The following is a 26,804-nucleotide window of genomic DNA, read 5'->3' on the forward strand; positions in this document are numbered from 1 at the left end:
CGGACAGGGCGGTGGGTCCGGTGGGGTTCATGAGCCGGTGCCTCCTGGTGGCGCGGCCGGTACCTGCTCGGCGGTGACGGTCTCGGTGATGCCGCGTGCGGCGAGGTGGTCCTGGTCGTCCGCGCGGGTGTCCAGGACGGTCGTGGGGCGGGCGCCGTCGGCCGTCAGCCGGAAAAAGGCGTCGAAGACGGGGCCGCCGGGGGCGCACAGGGAGCGCCGGGCCGGGTCGGCGGGGACGACCAGGGCGGTGGTGCGGGGCGCGGGCGGGGTGGAGTCGCGCGCGCGGGCCGCCGCGTCGGCGAGGACCCGGGCCGTGTCCTTGGGGCGCCGGTCGTTGGTCAACAGCCCTAGGCCGTATTCGAGTTCGGGGAAGTCGGCGAGGTCGCGCGAGACGTCGTGCGAGCACCACCAGGTGATACCCCACAGGTCAGGGCAGTCCAGGGCGCCCTCGACGGTCGCCTCGGTGAAGGCGGCGGCGTGCTCGGGCGGGATCAGGGGTGCGGGCGCGCCGACCTCCTGGAGCCAGACGGGCCGGTGCGGCTCGTCGGCCCAGGCCTTGGCGAGTTCGACGAGGTAGGCGGCGTGGTGCTCCGTCGGGACGGAGGTACGGCCGTGGCGCTGGGCGGTGCCGTTGAAGACCCAGGAGTGCACGGCGGTGACGGAGCCGTGGCGGGCGGCCTGGGCCGGGGTGAAGGGCTGGTCGTCCTGGTACCAGGTCGCGTCGTACTCGGCGTGCAGATGCAGCTTGCCGGGTGCGCCCTTCTCGCAGGCGGCGAGCATCCGCTGCAGCCAGGCGTCGATCTGTTCGTCGGTCGCCCGGTCGGGGTCAGGGTGGGGTCCGGCCGAGAACTGGTTGACCTCGTTGCCGAGGGTCATGCCGAGGAAGTTCGGCCGGTCGGCGAGGGCGGCCGCGAGCGTGCGCAGATAGGTGGCCTGGCCGTCGATGACGTCCGGGTCGGTGAAGAGGTTGCGCCGGTGCCAGGTGCGGGTCCAGGCCGGCAGGAAGTCGAAGCTGCTCAAGTGGCCTTGCAGACCGTCGACGTTGACGTCCAGGCCGCGCTCGGCGGCGGCGTCGACGAGCGCCACCAGCTGCTCGACGGCGCGCGGCCGGATCAGGGTGCGGTTGGGCTGGAAGTACGGCCACAGCGGGAAGACCCGGATGTGGTCCAGGCCGAGGGCGGCGATGGAGTCCAGGTCGGCCCGTACGGAGTCGGGGTCGAAGTCGAGCCAGTGGTGGAACCACCCTTCGCTGGGGGTGTAGTTGACGCCGAAGCGCACGGCAGAAGGCATGCGATGTCCTGTGTCCTTGAACTGGGGTGCGGTTCTCAGCCCTTGACGGCCCCCTCGCCCACCCCGCGGAAGAAGTACCGCTGCAGACAGGCGAAGAGGGCGATCAGCGGTGCCACGGCGATGACCGTGCCCGCGGCGACGAGCCGTTCGTCGTTGGCGAAGGTGCCGTGCAGATAGTTGAGACCGATGGTCAGGGTGAACTTGGAGGGGTCGCTCAGCACGATGAGCGGCCACAGGAAGTCGTCCCAGGCGCCCATGAAGGCGAAGATGGCGACGACGGCGAGGGTGCCCTTCACCGACGGCAGGGCGATGCGCAGGAACCGCTGCCAGACGTTGGCGCCGTCGACGTAGGCCGCCTCCTCGATCTCGTAGGGCAGGTTGAGGAAGGCGTTGCGCATCAGCAGCACGTTCATGGCGCCGATGCAGCCCGGCAGGACGACCCCGATGAGGGTGTTGTTGAGGCCCAGTTCCCGCATGGTGGTGAACTGGGCGATGATGATGCCCTCCACCGGCACCAGCATCGCCAGGATGAACACGAGGGTGGCGATGCGGCGGCCCCGGTAGCGCAGCCGGGCGAGCGCGTAGCCGGCCAGGGCCGAACCCACGCAGTTGGTCACCACGTTGGCGGCGGCGACCTTCAGCGAGTTGAAGGCGTAGTCCCAGACCGGGATGGTGTCGGCGACCCTTTTGTAGTTGTGCAGGGTGGGGTGGCTGGGCAGGAACTTCGGCGGTGAGCTGAAGATGTCCTCGGTGGGGCCCTTGAGCGAGGTGGACAGCTGCCACACGAACGGGCCCACGGTCAGGGCGAGGACGGCCAGCAACAGGACGTAGCGCAGGACGAGTTCCCACACCCGTACGCGGCGGCCGTGCTCGTCGGTGACGCGGGGCTCCCGTGCGACGGGCGCCTCCCGGACGGGCGGTGTCTTCTCGGCGAGGCTCATGTCTCCTCCCTGCGGTCGGCGCGCAGCACGAGCAGCATCAGCGCGACGGTGACGACGAAGACGACGAGGGAGAGGGCGGAGGCGTAGCCGACCCGGCCGGTCAGGCCGGTGCCGGTGCGCTGGACGAGCATCACGAGCGTGGTGTCCTCGCCGGCCGGGCCGCCGCTGGGGCCCGCCATCAGATAGACCTCGGAGAACACCTTGAATGCGGCGACCGAGGAGAGCGCCCCGACCAGGACCATGGTGGAGCGGACGGCGGGGACGGTGACGGTGAGGAAGCGGCGGACCGCGCCCGCGCCGTCGACGGAGGCGGCCTCGTGGAGTTCACGGGGCACGTTGGCGAGCGCCGCGAGGTAAATGATCATGTAGTAGCCGAGGCCCTTCCACACCGTCACGGCCATCGCGCTCAGCAGAAGCAGCCACTGGTCGCTGAGGAAGCCGACACGGCCGATGCCGACCGCCTCCAACAGGGAGTTGATCAGGCCGCGTTCGTCGAGCAGCCACACCCAGATCAGTCCAACGACGACGATCGAGGCGACCACGGGGGTGTAGAAGGCGGAGCGGAAGAACGTGATGCCGGGGATGTTCTTCTGCACCAGCAGCGCGAGCAGCAGCGGCAGGATCACCAGGGCCGGGACGACCCCGAGGACGTAGAGCGTGCTGTTGCGCAGTCCGATCCAGAACATGTCGTCGTGCAGCAGCTCGCGGAAGTTGGCGAGGCCCACGAACTGTCCGGGGATCAGGGTCCGGCGGTCGGTGAAGGAGTTGATCACCGTGGAGACGAACGGATAGAGGATGAACACGCCGGTGATCAGCAGTCCGGGGGCGGCGAACAGCCAGGGGCTGGTGGGCAGTTGGCGTCGCACCCGGCGCGGGGGCCGCGCCCCGGACACCGCCTTACCGGCGATCCGCTTTCCGGACAGCGTGGACAAGGCCATCTGAGGTCCCTAACCCTGCTGCGCCAGAAGCGTGTTGCACTGCTTGACAGCGTTGTCCAGCGCCTCCTTGGGGCTCTCCTTGCCCTGCAGGGCCTTGGCGACCTCGTTGCGCAGCGCCGTCTTCATCTGTTCGCTGAACAGCACGGGCGTGTAGTTGACCGCGGTCTTCAGGGACTTGGCGGCGGCGACCCGCACGCGGGTCTCGTCGGTGCCGTCCTCCTTGGTGAAGTACGGGTCGTCCAGGGAGCCGGCGGTGGACGGGAAGATGGCGACCTTCTTGGCGAACGACATCTGGTGCTCGGCGTCCGTGACGTAGTGCGCGAAGGCCACGGCGGCGGGTGTGTGCTTGGTCTTGGAGTTGACCATCACGCCCATCACGTACATGTTGACGTGACCGGTGCTGGTGATCTGGTCGGTGATGCCGATGTTCTTGTACAGGTTCGGCGCCTGCTTCTTGAAGTTGCCGAGGTCGAGGGCGCTGCCGGGGTTCATGGCGACGGCCTCGGTGAGGAACTTCTTGCCCGACGACTCGGGGGTGGCGGTCAGCGCCTGCGGGTCGAGCGCCTTGGCGTCGTACAACTCCTTGTACTTGGTGAGCAGTTGTACGCCCTTGGCGTCGTTGAAGGTGAAGGCGGTGCCCTCCTTGTTCATCAGGGCGACGCCGTAGCGGCCGAAGTCCTCGATGGTGGGGACGTTGGCGAGGGTGGCGACCTTGCCGTCGCTCTTCTTCGCCATCTGCAGGGCGTCGGCGAAGAGTTCGTCGTACGTCTTCGGCGGCGACCCGGCGTCGAGTCCGGCCTTCTTGAACAGGGACTTGTTGTAGAACAGCGGCCCGGTGTTGAGGTACCAGGGGAAGGCGTACGTGCCGGTCATGCCCGGGATCTGATGGCTGGCCCAGGCCCCTGCGAGGTACTCCTTCTTGTACTTCGCGGCGGCCTTGTCGAGGTCGAGCGCGAGGCCGGCCTTGGCGAGCGGTGCGACGAGGTCCGGGGAGACGTTGACGACGTCGGGCAGGGTGCCGCCGGCGGCGTCCGCGCTGATCTTGTCGGCGTAGCCCTCGGCGGGCTGGTCGATCCACTTCACATGGGTGCCCGGGTACTGCTTCTCGAAGTCGGCGATCAGACCGTCGAAGTAGGACTTGAAGTTGGCCTTCAGGTTCCAGGTCTGGAAGGTGATGTCGCCCTCGACCTTGCCGGAGGCGTCGGACGAGCCGCTGTCGTCGTTCCCGGAACCGCAGGCGCTCAGCGGCAGGACGAGTGCGGCGAGGGCAGCGGCGGCGAAGGTTCTGCGGGATGTGGGCACGGGGACACGGCTCCCTCGAAAGGTCGGTGGCGGTGACGCCAGGGACCATGCCCGGGAACTTCCGGGGAAGTCAATGGATTGACCCCAACTAAAGAAATTCACCTCGCATTAGTGCAGGTCAGATGCTTTTGGCCGAGAGCTTGCGGCAGATCACTAATGCGCTTTATCATCCTCGCACTCAAGCGCATTAGCTACGACAGCAGAGAAAAGGGTGAGCAGGGTGCCGGCCAGGCGTTCCCCGGCCCGGCGGCCGACGATGAAGGACATCGCGCAGCGCGCCGGTGTCTCCGAGAGCGCGGTCTCCTTCGCGCTCAACGGCCGTCCCGGAGTCTCCGAGGTCACCCGCGACCGGGTGCGCCGGGTCGCCGAGCAGCTGGGCTGGCGGCCCAGCACGGCGGCGCGCCAGCTGTCCGGGGAGGGCGCGGCGACGGTCGGCTTCGTGCTGGCCCGGCCCGCGGACACCCTCGGGGTCGACTCCTTCTTCCTGCAGCTCGTCTCGGGGATCCAGGAGGTGCTGGCGGAGCGTCATCTCGGCCTGCTCTTCCAGGTGGTGGAGGACGTCACCGACGAGTGCGCGGTCTACCGGCGCTGGTGGGCCGAGCACCGGGTGGACGGTGTGCTCGTGGTGGACCCCCGCACCGACGACCCGCGCCCCGGCCTCCTCGACGAACTCGGTCTGCCCGCCGTGGTGATCGGCGGAGCGCCCGACGAACGCCACCCCGGTCTGTCGACGGTCTGGGCGGACGACGCGGGCGCGATGGCCTCGGTCGTGGACGAGCTGTACCGGCTCGGCCACCGCCGCATCGTGCACATCGCCGGGCTGCCGGGCCTCGCCCACACCGAACGCCGGGTGCGCACCCTGCGGGCCGAGGCCGAACGCCGGGGCCTGACCGAGGTCGAGTCGGTGACCACCGACTACTCGGACGCGGAGGGCGCGGCCGTCACCCGCCGGGTCCTGGGACGCCCCGCTCCCCCGACCGCCCTGATCTACGACAACGACGTGATGGCCGTCGCCGGCGTGACCACCGCGACCGAACTGGGCTTCTCCGTACCGGCCGACGTCTCGGTGGTGGCCTGGGAGGACTCCGCGCTGTGCCGCATGGTCAGGCCCTGGCTCTCCGCCCTGTCCCGCGACAGCGTGGAGTTCGGCCGAACGGCGGCCAGGGAACTCACCGCCCTGCTGGACGGGGGCCCGGCCCGCACGGTGCGGGTGCCGGTGCCGCAGGTGATCGTGCGAGAGAGTACAGGGGCCGCACGGGGGGCATGAGCCTGCCGAGGCCCGGCCCGGCAGGCCGGCCGAGCAACGAAGGTGAGAGCATCCGCGTCATGGATCATGCAGACGGCCGCCGGGCACAGTGGTGGGCGGCGCTGCGCCGCACCCCGGTGTCCGTCTGGAACGACGACGTCACCGACTGGGCCGCCGCGCTGACGTACTACGCGGTCCTGGCCCTGTTCCCGGTGCTGCTGGTGATCCTCTCGATCATCGGTCTGACCGTGCCGACGGCCAAGCCGGAGGTCATCGACCGGATGTCGCAGGCCGCCCCCGTCGCGTCACGCGCGCTGCTGTGCTCCACCCTGCGGCAGCTGTCCGGACAGTCGTCGGCGGCGTGGACGCTGCTGTTCCTCGCCGGGGCGGCGGCCCTGTGGTCGGGCTCCAGCTATCTGAGCGTCTTCCGCCGGGCGTTGCACGGCATGCACCGGATCAGTGCGCACCGTCCGGTCTGGCGTACGGCCCCGCGCATCGTCGTCACCGCGCTCGTGCTGATCTCCCTGCTGCTGACGTCCACCCTCACGCTCTTCCTCACCGGCAGCCTGGCCCGACGCCTGAGCAGGGCGTTCGACCTGGGCACCGGGCCCCAGGCCGCGTGGGACGCGCTGCGGTGGCCGGTGGTGGCGGCGGTCGCCGTGGCGATGGTGCTCGTCCTGTACCGCTCGGGCCCCGCGGCGTCCCGGCCCGTCGGCCGGATGGCGCCCGGCGGCACCCTGGCGGTGCTGCTGCTGTTGGCCGTCTCGTTCGGGTTCGCCGTCTACACGTCCCACATCAGCACCTACCACCGGCTGTACGGCTCGCTGGCAGGTGTCGTGATCTTCCTGATCTGGCTGTGGCTGTCCAACCTGGCACTTCTGGCGGGCGCCCAGTTCAACGCCGAGCTGGCGAGGCCCGCGCCACGGGACACGGCCGATCACCCGGCGCCCGTGCCGGAGCACACGTAGGCCCCGGCCGCCCGGCCCGTGACGGGCGGGGCAGCCGGGGCCCAGGTGGTGCAGGACTCAGGTGGTGCGGGGCTCAGGTCGTGCTGAGCATGCCCTCGCGCAGACCGGCCAGCAGACGGGACAGCAGCCGGGAGACATGCATCTGGGAGACGCCGAGACGCTCGCCGATCTCCGCCTGGGTGAGCTCCTCGACGAAGCGCCAGTGGATGATCTTCCGCTCGCGGTCGTCGAGTTCGGCGATCATGGGCGCGAGGGCGTGGAAGTCCTCGACCAGATCGAGGGCCGCGTCCTCGTCGCCGATGAAGTCCGCCAGCGCGGACTCGCCGTCCTCGCTGCTGTTGATCGCGGCGTCCAGGGACGCCGACTTGTAGCCGTTGGAGGCGAGCTGGGCCTCGACGACCTCGTTCTCCGGGAGGCTCATCAGCTCGGAGAGCTCCTTGGTCGTCGGCACACGGCCCAGGCGGCTGCGCAGCTCGTCGGAGGCGCGGGCGAGCTGGACCCGGGCCTCCTGCAGCCGGCGCGGCACGTGCACGGCCCAGGTGGTGTCGCGGAAGAACCGCTTGATCTCACCGACGATGTAGGGGACGGCGAAGGAGGTGAACTCGACCTCGCGGGACAGCTCGAACCGGTCGATGGCCTTGATCAGTCCGATCATGCCGACCTGGACGATGTCCTCCATCTCCTCCGGCCCGCGGCTGCGGAAGCGGCCGGCCGCGAAGCGGACGAGGGACATGTTCATCTCGATCAGCGTGTTGCGCGCGTACTGGTACTCGGGCGTGCCCTCCTCCAGCGTCTCCAGCTGGTCGAAGAACAGCTTCGACAGTTCCCGCGCGTCCCGGGGTGCGACCTTGGAGGGGTCCGCGATCTCCGGCACGTCCACCGTCTGCTCCGCAGTCTGCGCGGCCGTTGCCGTCATCATGCACCCCTTTTTGTATCGATCGGCGTCGTTGGTGCCGGTCGGTCCTCGGCCCGGCTACACCCGGATACCCCGGTTGCCGACCTACATGCTCACATCTTTTCGAGCCCGCTCGACCCGCACACCGCCGGAGCCGTCCGCCTCAGTAGCGCGCGGTGCTCTCCACCAGCGGCGGATACACCGCGCTGGTCATTCCGTCCACGGTGGCACCCGCGTACTTGAGCATGGGACCCACACTGCGGTTGAGGTCGTGGGGGAAGTTCAGCGTAGGCGCGGATACGGTGTCCAGGGCCGCCGTCTGCTCTGCGGTCAGCGTCACATCGAGGCCGGCGAGGTTGGACTCCAGGTGCTCCAGGGTGCGCGGGCCGATGAGGGTGGAGCTGACGCCGGGGCGGTTCTGCACCCAGGACAGGGCCACCGCCGCGGGGCTCGCGCCGATCTCCTCGGCGACGGAGGCGAGCGCCTCGATCACCGTGAACTGGGCCTCAGTGGGCCTGCCGAGGACGGCGGAGCGCCTGGTGTCGGAGGGGCCGGCCTGGTCGCGGCGGTACTTGCCCGACAGGAAGCCGCTCTTGAGCGGGCTCCAGGGCAGCACCCCCATCCCCGCGTCCTGGGCGAGCGGGATCAGCTCGCCCTCGATGGTGCGTTCCAGCAGGGAGTACTCCATCTGCAGGGCGGTCACGGGGGTCCAGCCGCGCAGCAGGGCCGTGGTGTGCGCCTTGGCGGTGAACCAGGCGGGGGTGTCGGAGAAGCCGACGTAGCGGATCCTGCCCGCGGTGACGAGGTCGTCCAGGGTGCGCAGGGTCTCCTCGACGGGGGTGGACCAGTCGTAGTTGTGCAGCCAGTACAGGTCGATGTAGTCGGTGCGCAGCCGGCGCAGCGAGTCCTCCAGCTGGCCGATGATCGCCTTGCGGCTCGCGCCGCCGCCGTTGGGGTCGCCGAGGTGGAGGTTGCCGAAGAACTTGGTGGCGAGCACCAGGCGGTCGCGCACGCCGGGGCGGGCGGCGAGGAAGTCGCCGAGGATCGCCTCGGAGTGGCCGTTGGTGTAGAAGTTCGCGGTGTCGACAAAGTTGCCGCCGCGGTCGAGGTAGGTCGCAAGGATCTTCTCGGACTCCTCGACGCTGCAGCCGAAGCCGCCGTCCTCGCCGAAGTTCATCGCGCCCAGGCAGAAGGGGCTGACCTTGAGGCCGCTGCGGCCGAGTCCGACGTACGAGTCGAGTGCCATGAAATGCTCCGTGAGAGATACGAAGAAGCAGGGACACTTCGAGGAAACCAGGCTGAGCAGGGCAGTTGTTAGTGCGATCCCGTCGGGCTCTTGCACGATCCTGTCGAAGTTGCCCGGCCTGCTCAGCGATCGGCATTGCGCGAGGACCGACCGCGGTCTTCAATCGAGGGGTGTCCCTGGATGAACTGCGCACCCTGATCGCCCGGCACGTGGACCGGCCCACCACCGCGGTCGACGGCCTGATGCTGTCCGCGGAGTACCGGCCGACGCCCCCGCGCGCCGGGGTCGCCGACCCCGTGCTGGCGCTCGTCGCCCAGGGCGCGAAGCGGATCGTCCTGGGCGACCGCGTCTACGACTACCGCGCCGGGCAGTACCTCGTGGTGCCGCTGGACCTGCCGGTCACCGGACATGTCACCGAGGCGAGTCCGGAGCGTCCCGAGCTCGGCGCAGGGCTCGCCCTGAGACCCGCCGCGATCGCCTCGCTGCTCCTGGAGACGGACGCCGCGCCGGCCGGCCGGGCCCCCTCGCCGGCCCTGGCGGTGAGCGACGCCTCCGCCGACCTGGTCGACGCCTTCGTCCGCATGATCCGCCTCCTCGACCGCCCCGCCGACATCCCGGTGCTGGCCCCGATGCTCGAACGGGAGATCCTCTGGCGGCTACTCAACGGCGAACAGGGCACGCTGGTACGGCAGATCGGCCTGGCCGACAGCCGCCTCACCCAGATCGGCCGGGCCCTGCGCTGGATCCGCGACCACTACACCGATGTGCTGCGCGTGGAGGACCTGGCCCGGATGTCCGGGATGAGCCTGTCGCCCTTCCACCGCCACTTCCGCGCGCTGACCGCGATGACACCGGTCCAGTACCAGAAGCAGATCCGGCTGCAGGAGGCCCGGCTGCGGCTGATGAGCAGCACCGAGGACGTCGCGACCGTGGGCTTTGCGGTCGGCTACGACAGCGCCTCGCAGTTCAGCCGCGAGTACCGCCGCCACTTCGGCCTGCCCCCGGGCCGCGACGCGGCACGCCTGCGCACCGAGCCGCCGCGACGGGCGGGCACGGCGGCCCACTTGGCGTGAGAGTCGGGCCGCTTGGCGTCAGAGTCGGCCCATTCGGCGTGAGAGTCGGGCCCGCTTGGCGTGAAAGCCGCGGTCAGAGCCGGAACAACGCCCAGACGACCTTGCCGCCGTCCGCGCGCGGGTTCCAGCCCCAGCTGTCGCTCAGCGCCGCGACGACCTGCAACCCCCGCCCGGACTCGGCGAGTTCCCCCGCCTCCACGGGGACCGGGACCTGGTCGTTCTCGTCGGTGACCCCGCACACGGCGCAGGACCAGCGGTCCCAGTAGGCGAGCCAGAGCGCGGGCTGCAACTCCTCGCCGTCCGGCGGGCGGCCGTAGCGCAGGGCGTTGCTCAGCAGCTCCGAGACGGTGACAGCGATGTCGTCGATGCGCTCGAGGGCTGCCCGCCCGGCGAGGGTCGTCCGGATGAAGTCGCGGGCGATGTGCGCGGATTGGGGAAACGAGGGCACGACGAGCACCGAGCAGCGGGCGGGGCCGTGGCCGTCGTCGGAGGGTGGAGCGAGGGGAAAGGTGATCCCGGGTCCCGGCCGGCCGATGTGGTCCACCGCGCGGCACAGCCACTGCCAAGTCGCCTCGATACGTGGGGGGTCTGCCGGTTCTGCGACTTGCTCTGCGGACATCGCGACCCCTGGTACCCCTGCGGAGAGAACAACCGAGCGCTACACCTGTGCGAAGTATCGTGCTACGCCCGTCAGTCCGGGCGCAAGTGCATCGGCAATTACCGCTGCAATTGCAGACGATCTTGCGGGCGGCGCGAGGCGGGCGCTATCGTCCCCGGCACAACCCGTGGATGCAATTGAGGATGCAATTGCAGAGCCGGTATCGCGACTTCATCTCAAAGAGGCTTCCAGATGCAGCACGTGAGCAACGGCATACCTGCCACCGAGCTGAGAGGAGCGGTCTGGCGCAAGAGCCATCACAGCAACCCCGAAGGCAACTGCGTCGAACTCGCCGCACTTCCGGACGGCAGCGTCGCCGTACGCAACTCCCGCCACCCCGAAGGTCCGGCCCTCGTCTACACCAGTGCCGAGATCTCCGCCTTCGTCCGCGGGGTGAAGGACGGCGACTTCGACGGCCTACTCCCCGGCCGTTGAGGTCTTGCACACCCGCGGACGGCCGGAAGGCGCCCGTCAACGGTCGGCGCCTTCCGGCCACTTCACGCACCGCAGCCGTCCGACGCCACGGTGCTACTCTCCTTGGGTGAGTCCCGAACACATGCACACGCAGCCGGTGCGGCGGCCGAGGGGATCACCATGACGGCACTCCAACCGGACCCGATCGTCCCGGGTTCCGACGTACTCAGCCTCCGGCGCGGCGGTCCGACGGTGCAGCGCATCATGCTGGGCACCCGACTGCGCCGCCTGCGCGAGTCCCTCAACATCAGCCGGGACAGCGCCGCTTCGGCCATACGCGCCTCCGACGCCAAGCTCTGCCGGATGGAGCTGGGCCGCGTCGGCTTCAAACAGCGCGACGTCGCCGACCTGCTCACGCTCTACGGCGTCCAGGAGCCCGACGTACGCCAGGAGTATCTGGACTCGGTGCAGCGGGCCAATGAACCCGGCTGGTGGAGGGCGTACGGAGACGCCTTCCCGAGCTGGTTCGAGCAGCATCTGGGCCTGGAGGAGGCCGCCTCCCTCATCCGGACGTACGAAGTCCAGTTCGTCCCGGGCCTGTTGCAGACCCCCGCCTACGCCGAGGCCGTCATCCGGCTCGGCCACCCCATCAGCTCCCCCGAGGCGATCAAGCGCCGCGTCGAGCTGCGGATGACCCGGCAGGAGCTGCTGACCAGGCCGGGCGCGCCCAAGCTGTGGGTCGTGGTGGACGAGGCCGCGCTGCGCCGTCCGCTCGGCGGCTCCGCCGTGATGCGCGATCAGCTGAGGCACCTCATCGACATCGCCGCCCTGCAGAACGTCACGCTCCAGGTGCTGCCCTTCCACGTCGGCGGTCACGCGGCGGCCGGCGGCCCGATCACCGTGCTGCGCTTCCCCGTGCCCGACCTGCCCGACGTCGTGTATCTGGAACAGCTCTCCAGCGCCCTGTACCTGGACAAGCCCGAGGAAGTCGACCACTATCTCGCGGTCATGGACCGCCTCAGCCTGGTGGCCTCGCCGGCGGCCGACTCGGTGGCCTTCCTGGAGCGGGTCCTCGAGCAGACCTGAGTCCGTCGCGGCACGGGACCGCGCCGTCCGGCGGCTATCGTGCCGCGAATGACACCCCCGATCACCGTCACGCTCAGCGACACGGACTTCGCCGTCCCCATCGAGGACCGCTATTTCGAGGACTACGTCCCGGGCGCGGTCTACGTCTACGGCAGCGTCACCATGACGGAGGAGGACATCCTCCGGTTCGCCCGCGAGTTCGACCCACAGGGCATTCACACGGACCAGCAGGCCGCGCTGCGCGGCCCGTACCAGGGCCTGATCGCCAGCGGCTGGCACACCTGCGCCGTCATGATGCGGATGTACGCCGACCACTACATCAGCAAGGTGGGCAGCCTGGCCTCCCCCGGCATCGACGAACTGCGCTGGGTACGCCCGGTCCGGCCGGGCGACAGCCTCTCCCTGCGCACGACCGTCCGCGAGAGCCGCATCTCCCGGTCCAAGCCGGACCGCGGGCTGGTCCACACCGGGATCGAGGTCCTCAACCAGCACGGCGACGCCGTCCTGACCATGACCGCGGTGAACTTCCTGCTGCGCCGGGAGGCCGCCGGGAAAACCGCTTCGGCCGGGTACCCGTAGGCCACACGGCGCACAGGCGGCACGGACGGAGAAGGGAGCCGGCGGATGCACGCTCTCGTCGACTGGCTCACCGGCCTGTCCGGACCGGTGGTCTACCTGGTGGTCGTAGGCCTGGTGTTCGCCGAGGACGCTCTGTTCTTCGGGTTCGTGCTGCCGGGCGAGACCGCCGTGATCATCGGCGGCGTCCTCGCTCGGCGGGGCACCGTCGACCCGGTCTGGCTGACGCTCGCCGTCGTCGTCGCGGCCGTCGCCGGGGACAGCGTCGGGTACGAGATGGGCCGCCGCCTCGGACCGCCACTCCTCGACAGCCGCCCGCTGCGACGGCGCGCCGACCGGGTCGGCAAGGCTAGCGCTCTGCTGCGCAGACGAGGTCCGGCCGCGGTGTTCGTGGGCCGGTTCGTCGCCCTCTTCCGCTCCCTCGTCCCGGCCCTCGCGGGCGCCGCGCGCATGCCGTACCGCCGCTTCCTGCTCTACAACGCCCTCGGCGCACTGGTCTGGGGAGTCGGCAACGCCCTGGTCGGCTATGCCGCCGGAGCCGCCTACGAACGCGTCGAGGGCGTGGTCGGCCGGACCGTCGCCCTCGTCTCGGCCGTGCTGGTCGTCGCGGCGCTGGTCGTCTGGTGGGTGCGCCGGCACCGTCGGTCCCGCACGTGAGAAGCGGTGCCGGGCGGGCGGTCACCGGAGCGCCGAGGCTCCGGTGACCGCCCGGTTCCGGATGCCCTCAGACCGCCGACCGGTACAACTCGAACCGCTCCAGGTGCACGGCCCCCCGCGCCGCGGTGACCCGTATGCGCCACCGCCGGGCGCGAACGGGGGCCGGCAGGAGGAGGATGCGGCTTGCGCCGACCGTTCCGGCCCGGCCGACCTCGGTCCAGGCTCCGTCGCGGTACGCCTCGATCACGGCGCTCTCGATCTGCTGGCCGTGCCGGATGTCCTCCGCCAGGCGGATGCGGTCCACCTCCCGCTCGGCGCCCAGGTCGACCGTCCGGGTACGGGACGAGCCGGTGACCCGTGCCCGGCGGGCCAGATCCTCGGGGAGTTCGTGCTCGATCCGCTCGCGGAACTCGCGCAGCCGCGTGACGTCCGTGTCGTGCAGTCGGCCGTCGGTGTCCGGCGGAACGTTGAGCAGCAGCACCGAGTTGCGGCCCACGGAACCGAAGTAGATCTCCGTCAACGCGTCCACGCTCTTGGGCTGTTGGTCCGCGTGGTAGAACCAGCCGTCGCGGATGGACACGTCGCACTCCGCGGGCCACCACTGCAGGTAGTCTGTCGTGGGCTGTGCCGTGACCAGCGCGTCGCGGCTGCCCTCGTCGGGGGTGTCGTAGGACAGGGCCCAGTCGGTGCGGCCGTACTGGTTCTCCTTGACCGGGATGACGCTCCACTCGTCCTCGCGGGCCAGCCCGCCCTCGTTGCCGACCCAGCGCAGATCGGGCCCAGTGACGGCGATCGCCGCGTCGGGGGCGAGCGCGCGGACCAGGGCGTACCAGCTGTCCCAGTCGTAGTCCTCGACCTTGCCCGGCGGGATGCGGCCCTGCGCCCCGTCGAACCAGACCTCGTCCACGGGCCCGTACTCGGTGAGCACTTCGTACAGCGTGTTGAGCATGTGGGCGCCGTAGTCGGTCGCGGGGAGTGCGAAGGTGCGGCCGGGGGTACGGTCGTCGCCCTCGACCGGGGTCGGGATCGTGCGCTCGGTGCGGGCGCTGCCGTTGGCGTACACCCCGTGCAGGTACTGGTTCTCGTCGGCGGGCGAGATGTAGACGCCGACCTTGAGGCCGTGGCGGCGCATGGAGTCGGCGAAGGAGCGCAGCACGTCGCCTTGGCCGCCCTGCCAACTGCTCGACGCCACGGTGTGGTCGGTGTAGCGGGAGGGGTAGAGGACGAAGCCGTCGTGGTGCTTGACGGTGAGGATGGCGAGCCGGAAGCCGCCGTCGCGCAGGGCGCGCGCCCACTGGTCGGTGTCGAGGCCGGTGGGCTGGAAGACTTTCGGGTCCTCGTCGCCGGTGCCCCACTCCAGACCGGTGAAGGTGTTCACCCCGAAGTGCAGGAACGCGGTCTGTTCGAGGGCCTGCCAGGCCACCTGCCGTGCGGTGGGCCGGACTTGGGAGGCCTTGCGGACCAGCTCCTCCGGGGTGTCGTCGGGGCCGACGGGGATGCGGTAGCGGGATGCGGTGGAACGCGGTGCCGCCGCGGCCGGAAGCGCGGGCAGGCCGGTGGCGGCGAGCACGGCGGCCGAGGTGACGAACAGGCGTCTGGAGAGGGCCATGTGAGCGGACTCCTCGGAGTTCATCGGAGGTCAGTGGAGTTCATCGGAGGTCAGTGGGCGGTCAGGTGCCAGACGGCGGGAGTGTGCTGGTCCGGCGGGTACTGCACGAGCCGGCCGTCGTCGACGCTCAGCGCCATCTGCGTGATCGCGTTGACGAGTTCGTATCCGCCGGAGTCACGGATGAGCTGCCAGCGCTGCAGGGTGCTCGAGGCGTCGCAGGTCTTCCAGGTCGCCGCGACGCCCGGCTGGAGCGGTGTGTTGAGCGTGAGCTTGCCGCCGCTGATCTCCAGGCAGCCGTCGGCGGTTTGGATGCTCGCGTAGCCGTCGGCGGTGCGGGTGACGGCGGCCCGGAAGGACGCGCCCGCGGTACGGAAGGTGTACATGCCGTCCGCCACCGGAAGCCGGGTCAGGTCCCGCCATCCGGGCGCGTGCCCGACCGCCGTGCCGCGCGCGGTGAACGCGTCGTAGGTGGCGTCGGGGTGCGCATCGCCCCAGGTCGCCTGCGCGATGTGCCGCAGGGCGGGCCAGAGTTCGACGGCGACCTCGTTCTCCGTCTCGCCCCGGCCGTTGTCCGGCCACAGGCTGATCTTCGCGCCGGTGACGCCCTTGCCTGACGCCAGTTTCTCGCCCTCGAAGCTGCGCGGGTCCCAGCTCTGGTCGTACAGGGACGCGGTGTCGCTGTGGAAGCCGCCGCGGACGAGGTAGAGCGAGTAGGCGGCGTTCTCCACCCGGTAGCCCTGCGCGATCAATGCGCTCGGTTTCACGGCCACGTTCAGCCAATGCTCGACGGTCGTCCCGGCGGCCACCGGCACGGTGTTGGCGCCGGTCAGGCCGTCGTTCCAGATGCGCAGCCGCTTGCCCTTGCTCGCGGCGTAGGCCTGGACGCGGTTGATGAAGTCGATGTAGGCGTCCTGCGGGGTGGCTTCGGGGCCGTACTTCTGCTGGGCGTAGCGCAGCATCTGCGGGTACTTGGAGTAGTCGGAGCCGAGCATGTACTCGTCGGCGCCCATGTGCCAGGACCTGGCGGTGAAGACCTGGGCGTACTCGTCCATCAGGCTCGTGTAGTAGTCGAAGGCCGCCTGCTGGGTGACGTCGAGCCGGGCCGGCTGCTTGGCGCCGTCGGAGTCGGTCAGCTGGAGGTCCGGGCGGTTCTCGATCCACGGGTCCATGTGCCCCGGGGAGTTGATCTCGGGGATGATCTCGACGTGGTACCGGTCGCCGAGTGCGACGAGGCGGCGGATCTCGTCCTTGGTGTAGTAGCCCCAGGTGTTGGCCTCGGGATGCGCGTCGCTCTTCACCTTCAGCTCCAGGAGCAGCTGGTTGAGCTTGTGGTACGCCATCTCGCGGACGAGGTTCTCCAGCCAGGGCACGGTGATGTGGATGTAGCAGGCGCAGACGCCCACGCCCCGCTCCTGGTAGCGCGGTGTGTCGACGGTCCGTCCCGCGGGGATCCGGTCACCCTGGGCGAGGAGCTGCAGGACGGTGCGGGTGCCGTAGAAGGCGCCGGTCTCGGTGGCGCCGGTCACCGACAGCCGTTTGCCGGCGTGGAGTTCATAGCCCTCGGCGCCCAGGGTGCCGCGGGAGGAGCGGACGTCGATGACGATGTCGCCGGTGCGTGCGCCGCCGCGGACGACGGGGACGGTACCGTGCCCGGCCGCCCGGAGGTCGTCGGCGAGGGTGTCGGCCACCCGCCGTTCGGCCGGGCTGTCCGCCACCAGTCTGGTGCTTCTGCCGTATGTGTAACTGCCGTGCTCCGCCGTCCAGTCGGTCAGCGCGGGCACCGTGACCGGAGCCTTCTGCTGCTCCTGTGCGACCGCGGGGACCGGCGCCAGGAGCAGTGTCAGCACCGCCGTGACACCCAGCAGTCGCAGCAGTCTCTTTCTCGTTTCAGCCATGCCACTCCACCTTGAACACCCACACGTGCTGTCCCGCTCTGCGGGCCGATTCGGGTACGTCGATCACCAGTGCTCCGTTGTGCACGGTCCAGGTCAGGGGGCGGTCGTGGCCGAGCATCGTCACCCGGTCGCCGGCGCGGACGGGCACGGGTGCCTCGACCGTGAGCTTCGCGCCCGGCTTCGTCAGGGAGTGGATGTAGAAGGCCTCGTCGGGGCGGACGGTGAAGCGCAGGTCGTCGCCGAGCTGCGCCATGCGCGACCAGTACGTCGTGCCGTAGATCGCCTCGCCGTTGACCGCGAGCCAGGCGCCGGTCTCGCGCAGCCGGGTCTGCATGATCTCGGGGATGGTGCCGTCGGCGCGGGGGCCGATGTCGAGCAGGAAGTTGCCGTTCTTGGAGACGATGTCGACGAGGCTGTGCACGACCTCCTCGGCCGTCATGTAGGCGTCGTCGGGGGTGGCCCGGTTGTAGCCGTAGCTGCGCGGGTCGAGTCCGCGGCTGGCCTCCCACTTGGCGACGACCGTGTTCTCGTACGTCGTGTACTCGGGCGTCGTGAAGTCGTGGAAGGCGATGCCCGAGCGGTCGTCGACCGCGACCTCGATCGGACGGGCCCGGTTCTTGGCGTGGTTGAAGTACTCGGCGAGGACATGGAGGCTGTCGTTCTCGCCACCGATGTCGCACCAGATGATCTCCGGGTCGTAGCCGTGGATCAACTCCAGCATCTGCGGGGCCTGGTAGTCCTTCACGAAGTCCTTGCCCGCGGTGTATCCGGTGTACGGCACCGGCTCCAGGGTGTACGGGTTGCGCGGGGCGTGGCCCATCCAGGGGCTGTCCGGGTTGAACCACTCGGGCATGGAGAAGTAGAGGCCGCGGTGGAGTTCGGGGGCGTACCGCCGGGAGGCGGTGAACAGTTCCTTGACCAGGTCCCGCTTCGGGCCGAGCTTGACCGCGTTGCGGTCGGAGACCTTGGTGTCCCACAGGGCGAAGCCCTCGTGGTGCTTGGAGGTCAGCACGTGGTACTGCGCACCGGCGTCCCGGAACAGCTCCACCCACGCGCGCGGGTCGAACTTCTCGGCGGTGAAGCGCGGGATGAAGTCGTCGTAGGCGAAGTCGGTGCCGTAGGTGTCCCGGTGGTAGGCGTAGGTGGGGTTGTTCGGGTCCTGCATCTGGTCCCAGTACCACTCGGCGTACTGCACCCCGACCGGCGCCCAGGCGGGCACCGAGTACACGCCCCAGTGGATGAAGATCCCGAACTTGGCGTCGTTGAACCAGTACGGCGCCTGATGGCCCGACAGGGAGGCGTCGGTGGGCTGGTAGTCGGCCGTGCCCAGGGTCAACCTGCGGTCGGTGGTGGCGGCTTGGGCGCCTCGGCCGCGGACGGTCACCGAGCCGTCCTGCTGGGTGCCGGGTGCGGTGCCCGCGCGGTTGCGGATGCCGATATGGATGCGTGCCTGTTCGCCGGGGTCGAGGCGGCGGATGCGGGCGGGCTGGACGGTGCGGGCGCCGGGGACGTCGACGCGTACGGTCACGTCGTCGGCGGCGAGGATCGCGACGGTGCCCGCGTTGACGACGGTGGCCTCGACGCTCTGGGCGCCGCCGGGTTCCAGCAGGGAGCTGGTGGAGCGGGTGTCGCGCAGGGCCAACGCCCGTCCCTGGGCGACGGGTTGGAGGGAGAGCGCGAAGACGTGCAGGGACGTCTTGTTCGCCTCGGCGGGGTTGGTCACCGGCAGAGTGATGGCGACGGCCTCGCGCTGCGGGTCGGTCCACACCTCCGACGTACCGATCCCGACGCTGTGCTCGTCCTTGGTGCCGTCCGGCGTGTAGCGGTACGGCACCGACAGCGGGCCGCCCGCCGCGTACCAGTCGGCGCCGCTCAGCCCGGCGGTGCTGGTCGAGCCGTCCGCGTAGTGCACGGTGGCCTGGCCGGCGGCGTTGCCGTAGCTGCCCGCGGTGAGGAAGACGGCCGACAGATAGCGGCCCTTGGGGAGGTCGACGCGTTGGCCGAGGGCGACGACGTTGTTCTTGGCGCCTGCCGTGGAGGCCGGGAAGTCGAAAACGATGCCGTCCACTTCGACGCGGCCCGCGGGGAGTTCCTCGCCCGGGAACGTGTAGCCGGAGCCGTCGAAGTCGCCGCCGCGGGCGGAGGCGGTGTCGAGGCCGTCGTTGTCGTAGAGGGAGTCGAGCGGGACGGGGACCGGATCGGGGACGGGTGCCCACTGCCGTGCGGCGCTCTGTTCGCCCACGGCAGCGCCCTGTTGGTCCACGCGCTCGGTGGCGCCGGCCTCGGTCGCGGCGGCGAGTGGGAGGGCGGCGGAGGCGGTGACGGCCATCGCGGCGCCCAGGACCTGACGTCTTGGATACGGACTCATGAGCGGCTCCAATTCATCGGATGTCTGATAATTGGGCGAGCTCAGGAGCCTGTCAATGAGGCGTGAACACACTGTCGTTGACGTATTGATCGGATGACGTGCAGGTCAGCGACGGGGCGGACGCGGTGCAGCCGCGAAAAGTCCAAGAAGAGCCGCCCGAATGTCCAAGAGCCGACGCTCTCGACGCCCGGGCCGCGGCCCGGCAGAGTGCTCCCATACTCACGAGTAGTTACGCTCGCCGCACTCCGAGGAGCCCCCGTGACCAGCTGGATCGGCCGGACCGCCACCGAGATCGCCGCCGCCGTACGCGAGAAGCGCGCCACTCCCCGTGAGGTGGTGGCCGAGCACCTCGACCGGATCGAGCGGCTCGACGGACGGGTCGGGGCGTTCCGCACGGTGCGGGCCGAGAAGGCGCTCGCCGAGGCGGACGAGGTGGCCGGTCGCGGGGATCTGGCCGAACTGCCGCTCGCGGGCGTGCCGGTGGCCGTCAAGGACAACCTGGCGGTACGCGGCGAGTCCAGCCGGTGCGGTTCGGCGGCGACACCGGACACACCCGCCGCCGAGGACCATGTCACGGTCGCCCGGCTGCGGGCGGCGGGCGCGGTGGTGGTGGGTCTGACGAACGTGCCCGAACTGTGCGTCTTCGGCACCACCGAGGGGGTGCACGGCACCGCCCGCAACCCCTGGGACCCGAGCCGCACCGCGGGTGGCTCCTCGGGCGGCAGCGCGGCCGCGGTCGCAGCGGGCCTGGTGCCGATCGCGCTCGGCAACGACGGGATGGGCTCGCTGCGCATACCGGCCGCCAACTGCGGCCTGGTCACCATCAAGCCGGGACGTGGCGTCGTCCCCGCGGGCATCGGTGAGGGCGACTGGTTCGGCATGTCCGAGAACGGTCCGCTCGCCACGACGGCCGAGGACGCGCGTCTGATGCTCTCCGTCCTCGCCGACTCCGGGGCGGTCGCACCGCACGAGCCGGGCATGCGCCGGATCGCCGTGTCGGTGCGCAGCCCCCTGTTCGGCGTCACGATCAGCAGGCCGTACGCGGTCGCCGCCCGGGACGCGGCCGGCATCCTGATCAAGGCCGGGCACCAGGTCCGCCGCGCCGACCCGCCCTACCCGATGTCGCTGAGCACGACGTCGCTCACCCACTGGACGGCGGGCACGGCGGTGGACGCCAAGGGCCTGGACCCGCGCCTGCTGACCCGGCGCACCCGGGTGCACGCCGCCGTCGGGCGCCGGTTCGTGAGCAGCGTGCGCACCAGCGACAGCAGGGACAGGCTGCGCCGCCGCATGGAGCCGTTCTTCGCGGAGCACGACGTCCTGCTCACCCCCGCACTGGCCCGCCGCTCCCCCAGGTCCGTGGCGTGGCACGAGCGAGGCTGGCTGCCCAACCTCCTCGCCAACACCAACTACTCACCCCTGACCCCGCCCTGGAACCTCACGGGCTGGCCGGCCATGTCCATCCCGTTCGGCCGGCTCCCCTCCGGCGCCCCCACCGCCGTCCAACTGGTCGCCCGCCCCGGCTCCGAGGCCACGCTGCTGGACCTGGCCGAACAGATCGAGAAACTGCACCCGTGGCAGCGGACGGCGCCGCTGGATTAAGGGGGGCCCACGAAACCTCACCGCCTGGCCCGCCCTGCCCACCCCTTCGGCCGGCTCCCCTCCAGCGCCCCACCGCCGTCCAACTGGTCGCCCGCCCCGGCTCCGAGGCCATGCTGCTGGACCTGGCCGAACAGATCGAGAAACTGCACCCGTGGCAGCGGACGGCGCCGCTGGATTAAGGGGGAACTGCGGAGCGGGCGGGCCTACAGCGCTCGGTACATCACATGCAGGCCCACCCGCCCGTGCCGCGGGTGCTCGAACGCTTCCGGAACTGTGCCCAGGATCGTGAAGCCGAGGGAGAGCCAGAGCTGTACGGCGGGGTTGGTCTCGACGACGGCGTTGAAGACCATCGCGTCGTAGCCGTCGGACCTGGCGGCGGCCAGGATGTGTTCGGCGAGGGCGCGGCCGTGGCCGCGGCCGGCGTGGTCGGGGTCGACCATGAAGCCGGCGTTGGCGACATGGGCCGCGGGTCCGCCGTAGTTGGGGGTGACATAGGCCGAGGCGACGACGGCGCCGGTCTCGTCCTCGACGACGTAGACCCGTTTGGCCGGGTTCATCCACAGGACCCGGGCATCCTCCTCGGAGGTGTCCGGGTCCCAGGCGTAGGTCTCGGCTGCGGCGACGATGCGGTGCCAGAAGGGCCAGATCCGCGGCCAGTCCTCGGCCGTGGCTTCTCTGATCTGCATGGGCGTGAGTCTCGCACGCCCATGCAGGTCGGCGATCGCGAAGCTCCTGCCGGCTCAGTCCACGCTGGGCAGGATGTGGGGCTCGGCCAGGTCTTCCTCGTAGCCCGCCAGGCGGATCGGTGCAGACCGGGCCCATACGTCGAGGCTGCCGATGTCGTCCGGTCGGTGGCCGGCGCGCTCCTTGCGTTCCTTGGGGCGCTGTTCGCGATTCGTCTTCTCTGGTGTCACCGCGCACTCCTTATGTGTCGGGTCACCCTCGGGGCGGGCCGGTCACTGTGCCGTCCGGCGCCTGACGCCCGCTCAGGTGTGAGTCGAAAGCAGTTCGGACGCGGTGGCGCCTGCAACTCGGGTGAGAACAGGCCGTTGTGAACCGGCTTGCCCCGGGACGGACGTGGGTGTGGGTGGGACCCGGTACTGCTGTCCGTCCGCTCCAGACTAACCAAATGAGCGGAGGTCCGCTCTATGGGGCTCAAAACTTGGGCTCAATGTCCTAATTCAATCGGTTTTGAGCCTCACTCGCGTCACTCGTTCGGCCTACAGACATACCGAAGGAGCAACACCCGTTCCATGCTGGGTCCGAGGGCTTCTTCCGGGAGGGGGATGTCATGGCGTCGGTCACCTTCGACAGGGCCACCCGGTGCTTCCCGGCCATGGGCCGGCCGGCCGTCGACTCGCTCGACCTCGAGATCGAGGACGGTGAGTTCATGGTCCTCCTCGGTCCTTCCGGGTGTGGGAAGTCGACCTGTCTGCGCATGCTCGCCGGGCTGGAGGACGTCGACTCGGGATCGATCCTGATCGGCGTCCGGGACGTCACCCATCTTCCGCCCCGGGACCGCGACATCGCGATGGTGTTCCAGGACTACGCCCTGTTCCCGCATTTGTCGGCTGCCGACAACATCGGCTTCGCGCTGAAGATCGCCCGCATGGCCAAGTCCCGGGCCCGGCAGCGGGTCCAGTACGCCGCTTCCGTCCTCGACATCGAGCAGTACCTCGGCCGCCGACCCGGCACGCTCGCGGGCGGCGAGCAGCAGCGGGTGGCGACGGGGCGCGCGCTCGTGCGGGACCCGCGGGTATATCTGATGGACGAGCCGCTGTCCAACCTCGACGCCCGGCTGCGCATGGAGACCCGTGCGCAGATCGTGCGGATGCAGCACCACCTCGGCATCACCACCGTGTACGTCACCCACGACCAGCTGGAGGCGATGGCGGTGGGCGACCGCCTCGCCGTGCTCAAGGACGGGGTGCTGCAGCAGGTGGGCACGCCGCGGGACATCTACACGCACCCGGCCAACACCTTCGTGGGCGGTTTCGTCGGGTCGCCCGCCATGAACCTCTTCCGGCTGCCGCTGTCCGACGACGGGGCCCGGCTCGGCGCGCTGGACATACCGCTGGCGCGAGACACGGTACGGGCGGCAGGTGCCGGCGAGATCGTGCTCGGCGTACGGCCCGAGCAGTTCGAGTTCCTCTCCCGGGAGGACCGCGAGACACCCGGCCTCGACCTCGTCGTCGACACGGTCGAGGACACCGGAGCCGTCGTCTACCTCCACACCACCGCACCCTCCGCCGGCGAGCGCACCGAGGTCGTCGTCCGTCTGCCCGGGCGCCCCACCGTCGGCAAGGGAGCCTCGCTGCGAGTGGCGATCCGCGCCGAGGAGGTGCACTGCTTCTCGGCCCTGACGGGGCAGCGGCTTCCCGAGGACGCGGCGAGGGTGCGCTGACCCTCGCACGCGAGGCGGCGCACCGATCGGGCCACGCAGTTCAAGTCCCGTTGGCCGAATCGCAAGGCAGCCATGATCTGCTGCCGTACGGCAACGGTCGGCCTGCGGGAGGACTGACGCATGGAGCTGCGCAGTGTCGAAGAGCTGATGGATCTGTTGTACGCCTGCCGGGGCTCATGGGCCGATCCGGGTCCGGGCAAGGGCCGGGTCGACCTGCACCAGCACGCGCTGCAGACCGCCGCGCTGCTGCGCCGGCGCCGCCCCGCCGACAAGGAGCTCCAGGTGGCGGGCCTGGTCCACGCGATCGGCCCGCTGCTGCGCCCGGGCGACGCGACCGCCCACCCCGTAAGCGCGGCCGACGCCGTACGCGGCCTGCTCGGCGAACGCGTCGGCCGCCTCGTCCGCGAACACCACCGCTCCGCCGGACCCGTCGACGACGACCTGCTGTGCCTGCGCCAGGCCGACGAGGAGGGCCACAGCGCCGGGTTCGACGCGGGCGTCCTGGAGGACTGGCGCACGGTCCTGGAACTGCTGGCCGCCCGGAACTCCCGCCTCGGGGCTGTTGACTGACGGCCCGTCATGAGGCGGTACGGCGATGATGTCGTCGTACGGACTCGAAGGGCACGGGCTCGACGGCAGGGCCGCCGTTGTCACCGGAGCGACGCGCGGGGCGACGGAGGAGCTGAGACGCGCGGGTCTGACCGGTGGCCGTGCGGAACTCCCGCCTCGGAGCTGTCGACTCACGACCCGTCACGAGGTGGTACGGCGATGACGTCGTCGGTCGTCACCGGGGCGACGTGCGGGACGGCGGAGGAGCTGGGCGGCGCGGCTCTGGCCGGTGGCCACCCGGAACTCCCGCCTCGGGGCTGTCGACTGACGGGCCGTCATGAGACGGTACGGCGATGACGTCGTCGTACGGAATCGAGGGGCACGGGCTCGACGGCAGGGCCGCCGTTGTCACCGGGGGGACGCGTGGGATCGGGCGGGCCGTTGCCGAGCGGCTGGCCGGGGCCGGGGTGCTGGTGTGCGTGACCGCGCGGGACGCGGAGGAGGTGCGCCGGGCGGCCGAGGAGCTGGGCGGCGTGGGTCTGGCCGGTGACGTCGGGGATCCGGACCATCCGCGGGCGGTGACGGAACTGGCGCTGCGCGCGTTCGGCCGGATCGACGTGGTGGTCAACAACGCGGCGACGAACCAGCCGTACGGCCCGCTCATGGAGGCCGATCCGGGGGCGTGGCGGCGGGCGTTCCAGGTGAACGTCGAGGCGCCGCTGCGGCTCGTGCAGTGTGCGTGGCGGGCGTGGCTGCGCGAGCACGGCGGCTCGGTGGTCAACATCTGCACGGAGGGCGCGGGCCACGCCGGCCCAAACGTCGGCGCCTACGGCACGAGCAAGGCGGCCCTGCTGCATCTGACCCGGCAGCTCGCCGGGGAACTGGCGCCGAAGGTGCGGGTCAACTCCGTCTCCCCCGGTCTCGTCCGCACCGAGATGGCGCGCTTCGTCTGGGAGCCGGGCGAGCGCCAGCTGGCCGCGGGGCTCCCCCTCGGGCGCATCGGTGAGCCTGACGACGTCGCCCGGGCGGTGGTGTGGCTGGCCTCCGACGCGGCAGGCTGGATCACGGGCGCGGATCTGCTGGTGGACGGCGGGACCGGGGTCAGGACGGCGTACCCCGGGCCGGGGTACGCCGTCGACGACCGTCTTCGCTCATACGCACCACCTCGCTCATGAGAGTGGCTGTGGCTTGCTCACGGGAACAGCGCGATGCCCATGAGGACGATGAGGACCGCGAACACCACGAGGGCGATCGAGCCCCAGGTCCAGGGGTGCCTGTACGGATCGCCGGGACCACCGCGGGGCCGGTCCTCCTCCAGCTCGGCCTTCTCCGGCCGGTCAGCCGAGTAGAACTCCTGGTCCGTCGGGTAGCGGTTGCGTGGATCGTCGAACGCACGCGGATCTATGCCGTGTGGACTGCCCATGGTCACACTCCTGGCGCGGGGGTCACCGGAGGGCCGGGTACCCGAGCGGCACCGGAACACACGTCACGGCCGATGGCTCACCACTTGCCGGGCGCGTAGTCCTTCAGGAAGACGCCGTACAGGTCCTCGCCCTGCTCACCGCGCACAATCGGATCGTAGACCCGGGCGGCCCCGTCGACCAGGTCGAGCGGCGCGTGGAAGCCCTCGTCGGCCAGCCGCAGCTTGTCGTAGTGGGGCCGTTCGTCGGTGATCCAGCCGGTGTCGACGGAGGTCATCAGGATGCCGTCGGTCTGGAACATCTCCTGCGCGCTGGTCCGGGTCACCATGTTCATGGCGGCCTTGGCGGCGTTGGTGTTGGGGTGGCCCGCGCCCTTGTAGCCGCGGCCGAAGACGCCCTCCATCGCCGAGACGTTCACGACGTAGGCGCGCTTCCCGGCCGCCTTGCGCGCGGCCTCGGCCATGGCCGAGCGGAGCATGCTGATCAGGATGAACGGCGAGGTGTAGTTGCACAGCTGGGTCTCGAGGAGCTCCACCGGGGAGATCTGCTCGATGGTCTGCACCCAGGTGTTGGACTCGACGACGTCGGGGACCAGGCCGCCCGCGTCGATGGCGGTGCCGTCCAGGTGCCGGGCGACGCTGGCGTTGCCCGCGACCAGGGCCAGATCGGCGACCTTCTGGGCGTCGAGGCCGCTGGTGCCCACGGGCAGCGCGGCCAGACCGTCGACCGCTCCGGAGTTGAACGCGCCGATGACGTGGTGCGCGGGAAGTTCGCCGGCGGGCAGCGGGGCGCTCTCGCCGTCGACGAGGGCGGCGTAGGCCGAGGGCAGGCGGCGTACGGTCTGGGTCGCGTTGTTGATCAGGATGTCGAGCGGGCCCGCCTGGGTGACCTGCTCGGCGAGGGCCACGGCCTGGGCCGGGTCGCGCAGGTCGATGCCGACGACCTCAAGGCGGTGGATCCAGTCCGCCGAGTCGTCCATGGCCTTGAAGCGGCGGATGGCGTCCTTGGGGAAGCGCGTGGTGATCGTGGTGTGCGCGCCGTCGCGCAGCAGCCTGAGCGCGATGTACATGCCGATCTTGGCGCGGCCGCCGGTGAGCAGGGCGCGCTTGCCGGTGAGGTCGGCGCGGGCGTCGCGCTTGTCGCGGTTCAGGCGGGCGCAGTCGGGACAGAGCTGGTGGTAGAAGTAGTCGACCTCCACGTACCGGGTCTTGCAGGTGTAGCAGGAGCGCGGGCGCTGGAGTATCCCCGCGATCCTGCCCTCCTCGGTGCGCGAGGAGGGCAGCAGGCCCTCGGTCTCGTCGTCGATGCGCTGGGCGGAGCCGGTCGCCGTGGCCTCCGTGACCGCCTTGTCGTGGGCGGTCTTGGCGGCCCGGCGCTCCTGGCGGCGGCGCTGCTTGACCGTGCGGTAGATCCCCGCGGTGGCCCGGCGGACCGCGATCGCGTCCGGGTGGTCGACCTCCAGCTTGTCGAGCTCCTCCAGGACGCCGAGGCAGACGGCGAGCCGCTCGGGGTCGATGCCGGGGCCGTACACGACCTCGTCACCGGGCTCGTGCACGACCTCGTCCGTGATCGCCGAGCCGTTGTCTGTCACCGTCATCGCCGCTGCGTTCCCTGCTCTTGCGTCGCGGCGCTCCGGTCGCGCCCGCTTTCGAACAGCGAATTTTAA

25 protein-coding genes are annotated in these 26,804 nt (G+C 70.5%); 11 read left to right on the forward strand and 14 right to left on the reverse strand.

The genetic code is table 11. From position 1 onward, the window contains the following. Nucleotides 1–27: 27 nt before the first annotated feature. Genes MQN93_RS40165 through MQN93_RS40180 form a run of 4 tightly spaced genes read right to left on the reverse strand, consistent with a single transcriptional unit; the run spans nucleotide 28 to nucleotide 4,471 of the window. Complete coding sequence (locus MQN93_RS40165) at nucleotides 28–1,290, reverse strand: glycoside hydrolase 5 family protein (RefSeq protein WP_242713381.1); 1,263 nt, start codon at nucleotides 1,288–1,290, stop codon at nucleotides 28–30. Between the two features lie 35 nt (nucleotides 1,291–1,325). Further along, on the reverse strand, nucleotides 1,326–2,231 hold the full coding sequence (locus MQN93_RS40170; protein WP_242713382.1) for a carbohydrate ABC transporter permease: 906 nt from the start codon (nucleotides 2,229–2,231) through the stop codon (nucleotides 1,326–1,328). Then, a complete protein-coding gene (locus tag MQN93_RS40175; RefSeq protein ID WP_242713383.1) occupies nucleotides 2,228–3,169 on the reverse strand; it encodes a carbohydrate ABC transporter permease in 942 nt (313 codons plus the stop codon). The genes MQN93_RS40170 and MQN93_RS40175 overlap by 4 nt, the downstream gene beginning before the upstream one ends. Nucleotides 3,170–3,178: 9 nt before the next feature. Then, nucleotides 3,179–4,471: an ABC transporter substrate-binding protein gene (locus MQN93_RS40180; RefSeq protein ID WP_242713384.1), complete on the reverse strand. Its 1,293-nt coding sequence runs from the start codon at nucleotides 4,469–4,471 to the stop codon at nucleotides 3,179–3,181. Between the two features lie 220 nt (nucleotides 4,472–4,691). Between MQN93_RS40180 and MQN93_RS40185 the strand changes: the two genes are divergently transcribed. Together MQN93_RS40185 and MQN93_RS40190 are read left to right on the forward strand one after the other, a co-directional pair. After that, a complete protein-coding gene (locus MQN93_RS40185; protein ID WP_242713385.1) occupies nucleotides 4,692–5,738 on the forward strand; it encodes a LacI family DNA-binding transcriptional regulator in 1,047 nt (348 codons plus the stop codon). Between the two features lie 59 nt (nucleotides 5,739–5,797). Continuing rightward, entirely contained in the window at nucleotides 5,798–6,685 is an 888-nt protein-coding gene (locus MQN93_RS40190) for a YihY/virulence factor BrkB family protein (protein WP_242713386.1), read from the forward strand. 73 nt (nucleotides 6,686–6,758) lie between these two features. Here MQN93_RS40190 and MQN93_RS40195 read toward each other — a convergent pair whose 3' ends face one another. Together MQN93_RS40195 and MQN93_RS40200 are read right to left on the reverse strand one after the other, a co-directional pair. Next, entirely contained in the window at nucleotides 6,759–7,604 is an 846-nt protein-coding gene (locus MQN93_RS40195) for an RNA polymerase sigma factor SigF (protein ID WP_242713387.1), read from the reverse strand. Between the two features lie 139 nt (nucleotides 7,605–7,743). Continuing rightward, nucleotides 7,744–8,826 (reverse strand): aldo/keto reductase, encoded by a 1,083-nt coding sequence (locus MQN93_RS40200; RefSeq protein ID WP_242713388.1) that lies wholly within the window; start codon nucleotides 8,824–8,826, stop codon nucleotides 7,744–7,746. Between the two features lie 170 nt (nucleotides 8,827–8,996). Here MQN93_RS40200 and MQN93_RS40205 point away from each other — a divergent pair, with 170 nt between their 5' ends. Then, nucleotides 8,997–9,899: an AraC family transcriptional regulator gene (locus MQN93_RS40205; protein WP_242713389.1), complete on the forward strand. Its 903-nt coding sequence runs from the start codon at nucleotides 8,997–8,999 to the stop codon at nucleotides 9,897–9,899. Nucleotides 9,900–9,972: 73 nt separating this feature from the next. Here the strand turns inward: MQN93_RS40205 and MQN93_RS40210 are convergent, their stop codons facing one another. Then, nucleotides 9,973–10,518 (reverse strand): ATP-binding protein, encoded by a 546-nt coding sequence (locus tag MQN93_RS40210; protein WP_242713390.1) that lies wholly within the window; start codon nucleotides 10,516–10,518, stop codon nucleotides 9,973–9,975. Between the two features lie 231 nt (nucleotides 10,519–10,749). Between MQN93_RS40210 and MQN93_RS40215 the strand changes: the two genes are divergently transcribed. The 4 genes from MQN93_RS40215 to MQN93_RS40230 all read left to right on the forward strand — a co-directional run bounded on the left by MQN93_RS40215 (nucleotide 10,750) and on the right by MQN93_RS40230 (nucleotide 13,290). Then, nucleotides 10,750–10,992, forward strand: a complete 243-nt coding sequence (locus tag MQN93_RS40215; protein ID WP_016431116.1) for a DUF397 domain-containing protein — start codon at nucleotides 10,750–10,752, stop codon at nucleotides 10,990–10,992. A gap of 159 nt (nucleotides 10,993–11,151) precedes the next feature. Beyond that, nucleotides 11,152–12,057 (forward strand): Sco1979 family transcriptional regulator, encoded by a 906-nt coding sequence (locus MQN93_RS40220; RefSeq protein ID WP_242713391.1) that lies wholly within the window; start codon nucleotides 11,152–11,154, stop codon nucleotides 12,055–12,057. Between the two features lie 48 nt (nucleotides 12,058–12,105). Next, the gene (locus tag MQN93_RS40225; RefSeq protein WP_242713392.1) at nucleotides 12,106–12,636 is read left to right on the forward strand and encodes a MaoC family dehydratase; all 531 of its coding nucleotides are present in this window, start codon (nucleotides 12,106–12,108) and stop codon (nucleotides 12,634–12,636) included. Nucleotides 12,637–12,681: 45 nt separating this feature from the next. Beyond that, on the forward strand, nucleotides 12,682–13,290 hold the full coding sequence (locus tag MQN93_RS40230) for a DedA family protein (RefSeq protein ID WP_242713393.1): 609 nt from the start codon (nucleotides 12,682–12,684) through the stop codon (nucleotides 13,288–13,290). A gap of 67 nt (nucleotides 13,291–13,357) precedes the next feature. On the opposite strand, the gene MQN93_RS40235 is transcribed toward MQN93_RS40230, so the two are convergent. Genes MQN93_RS40235 through MQN93_RS40245 form a run of 3 tightly spaced genes read right to left on the reverse strand, consistent with a single transcriptional unit; the run spans nucleotide 13,358 to nucleotide 19,162 of the window. After that, nucleotides 13,358–14,899 carry an alpha-L-fucosidase gene (locus MQN93_RS40235; RefSeq protein WP_242713394.1) on the reverse strand — a complete coding sequence of 514 codons (1,542 nt, stop codon included), beginning with the start codon at nucleotides 14,897–14,899 and terminating at the stop codon, nucleotides 13,358–13,360. A 50-nt stretch (nucleotides 14,900–14,949) separates the two neighbouring features. Next, nucleotides 14,950–16,794, reverse strand: coding sequence for a glycoside hydrolase family 20 protein (locus MQN93_RS40240; protein WP_242713395.1), 1,845 nt, complete (start codon nucleotides 16,792–16,794; stop codon nucleotides 14,950–14,952). Further along, entirely contained in the window at nucleotides 16,787–19,162 is a 2,376-nt protein-coding gene (locus tag MQN93_RS40245; RefSeq protein WP_016431122.1) for an alpha-L-fucosidase, read from the reverse strand. The genes MQN93_RS40240 and MQN93_RS40245 overlap by 8 nt, the downstream gene beginning before the upstream one ends. A 258-nt stretch (nucleotides 19,163–19,420) precedes the next feature. Between MQN93_RS40245 and MQN93_RS40250 the strand changes: the two genes are divergently transcribed. Further along, nucleotides 19,421–20,764 carry an amidase gene (locus MQN93_RS40250; RefSeq protein WP_242713396.1) on the forward strand — a complete coding sequence of 448 codons (1,344 nt, stop codon included), beginning with the start codon at nucleotides 19,421–19,423 and terminating at the stop codon, nucleotides 20,762–20,764. A gap of 203 nt (nucleotides 20,765–20,967) precedes the next feature. Here MQN93_RS40250 and MQN93_RS40255 read toward each other — a convergent pair whose 3' ends face one another. Together MQN93_RS40255 and MQN93_RS40260 are read right to left on the reverse strand one after the other, a co-directional pair. Next, nucleotides 20,968–21,450 (reverse strand): GNAT family N-acetyltransferase, encoded by a 483-nt coding sequence (locus MQN93_RS40255; protein WP_016431124.1) that lies wholly within the window; start codon nucleotides 21,448–21,450, stop codon nucleotides 20,968–20,970. A gap of 54 nt (nucleotides 21,451–21,504) precedes the next feature. Next, a complete protein-coding gene (locus MQN93_RS40260; RefSeq protein WP_016431125.1) occupies nucleotides 21,505–21,678 on the reverse strand; it encodes a hypothetical protein in 174 nt (57 codons plus the stop codon). A gap of 377 nt (nucleotides 21,679–22,055) precedes the next feature. Between MQN93_RS40260 and MQN93_RS40265 the strand changes: the two genes are divergently transcribed. The 3 genes from MQN93_RS40265 (at nucleotide 22,056) to MQN93_RS40275 (ending at nucleotide 24,892) form a co-directional block, all read left to right on the forward strand. Then, on the forward strand, nucleotides 22,056–23,168 hold the full coding sequence (locus MQN93_RS40265) for an ABC transporter ATP-binding protein (RefSeq protein ID WP_242713397.1): 1,113 nt from the start codon (nucleotides 22,056–22,058) through the stop codon (nucleotides 23,166–23,168). 120 nt (nucleotides 23,169–23,288) lie between these two features. Next, nucleotides 23,289–23,738, forward strand: a complete 450-nt coding sequence (locus tag MQN93_RS40270) for an inositol oxygenase (protein ID WP_242713398.1) — start codon at nucleotides 23,289–23,291, stop codon at nucleotides 23,736–23,738. Nucleotides 23,739–24,070: 332 nt separating this feature from the next. Continuing rightward, nucleotides 24,071–24,892 carry an SDR family oxidoreductase gene (locus tag MQN93_RS40275; protein ID WP_242713399.1) on the forward strand — a complete coding sequence of 274 codons (822 nt, stop codon included), beginning with the start codon at nucleotides 24,071–24,073 and terminating at the stop codon, nucleotides 24,890–24,892. A 17-nt stretch (nucleotides 24,893–24,909) separates the two neighbouring features. Here MQN93_RS40275 and MQN93_RS40280 read toward each other — a convergent pair whose 3' ends face one another. Together MQN93_RS40280 and MQN93_RS40285 are read right to left on the reverse strand one after the other, a co-directional pair. Continuing rightward, entirely contained in the window at nucleotides 24,910–25,140 is a 231-nt protein-coding gene (locus MQN93_RS40280; protein ID WP_016431129.1) for a hypothetical protein, read from the reverse strand. 77 nt (nucleotides 25,141–25,217) lie between these two features. After that, the gene (locus MQN93_RS40285; RefSeq protein ID WP_242713400.1) at nucleotides 25,218–26,735 is read right to left on the reverse strand and encodes an SDR family NAD(P)-dependent oxidoreductase; all 1,518 of its coding nucleotides are present in this window, start codon (nucleotides 26,733–26,735) and stop codon (nucleotides 25,218–25,220) included. Nucleotides 26,736–26,804 lie beyond the last annotated feature (69 nt).

This window comes from Streptomyces spinosisporus (assembly GCF_022698145.1).
Lineage (GTDB): Bacteria > Actinomycetota > Actinomycetes > Streptomycetales > Streptomycetaceae > Streptomyces > Streptomyces spinosisporus.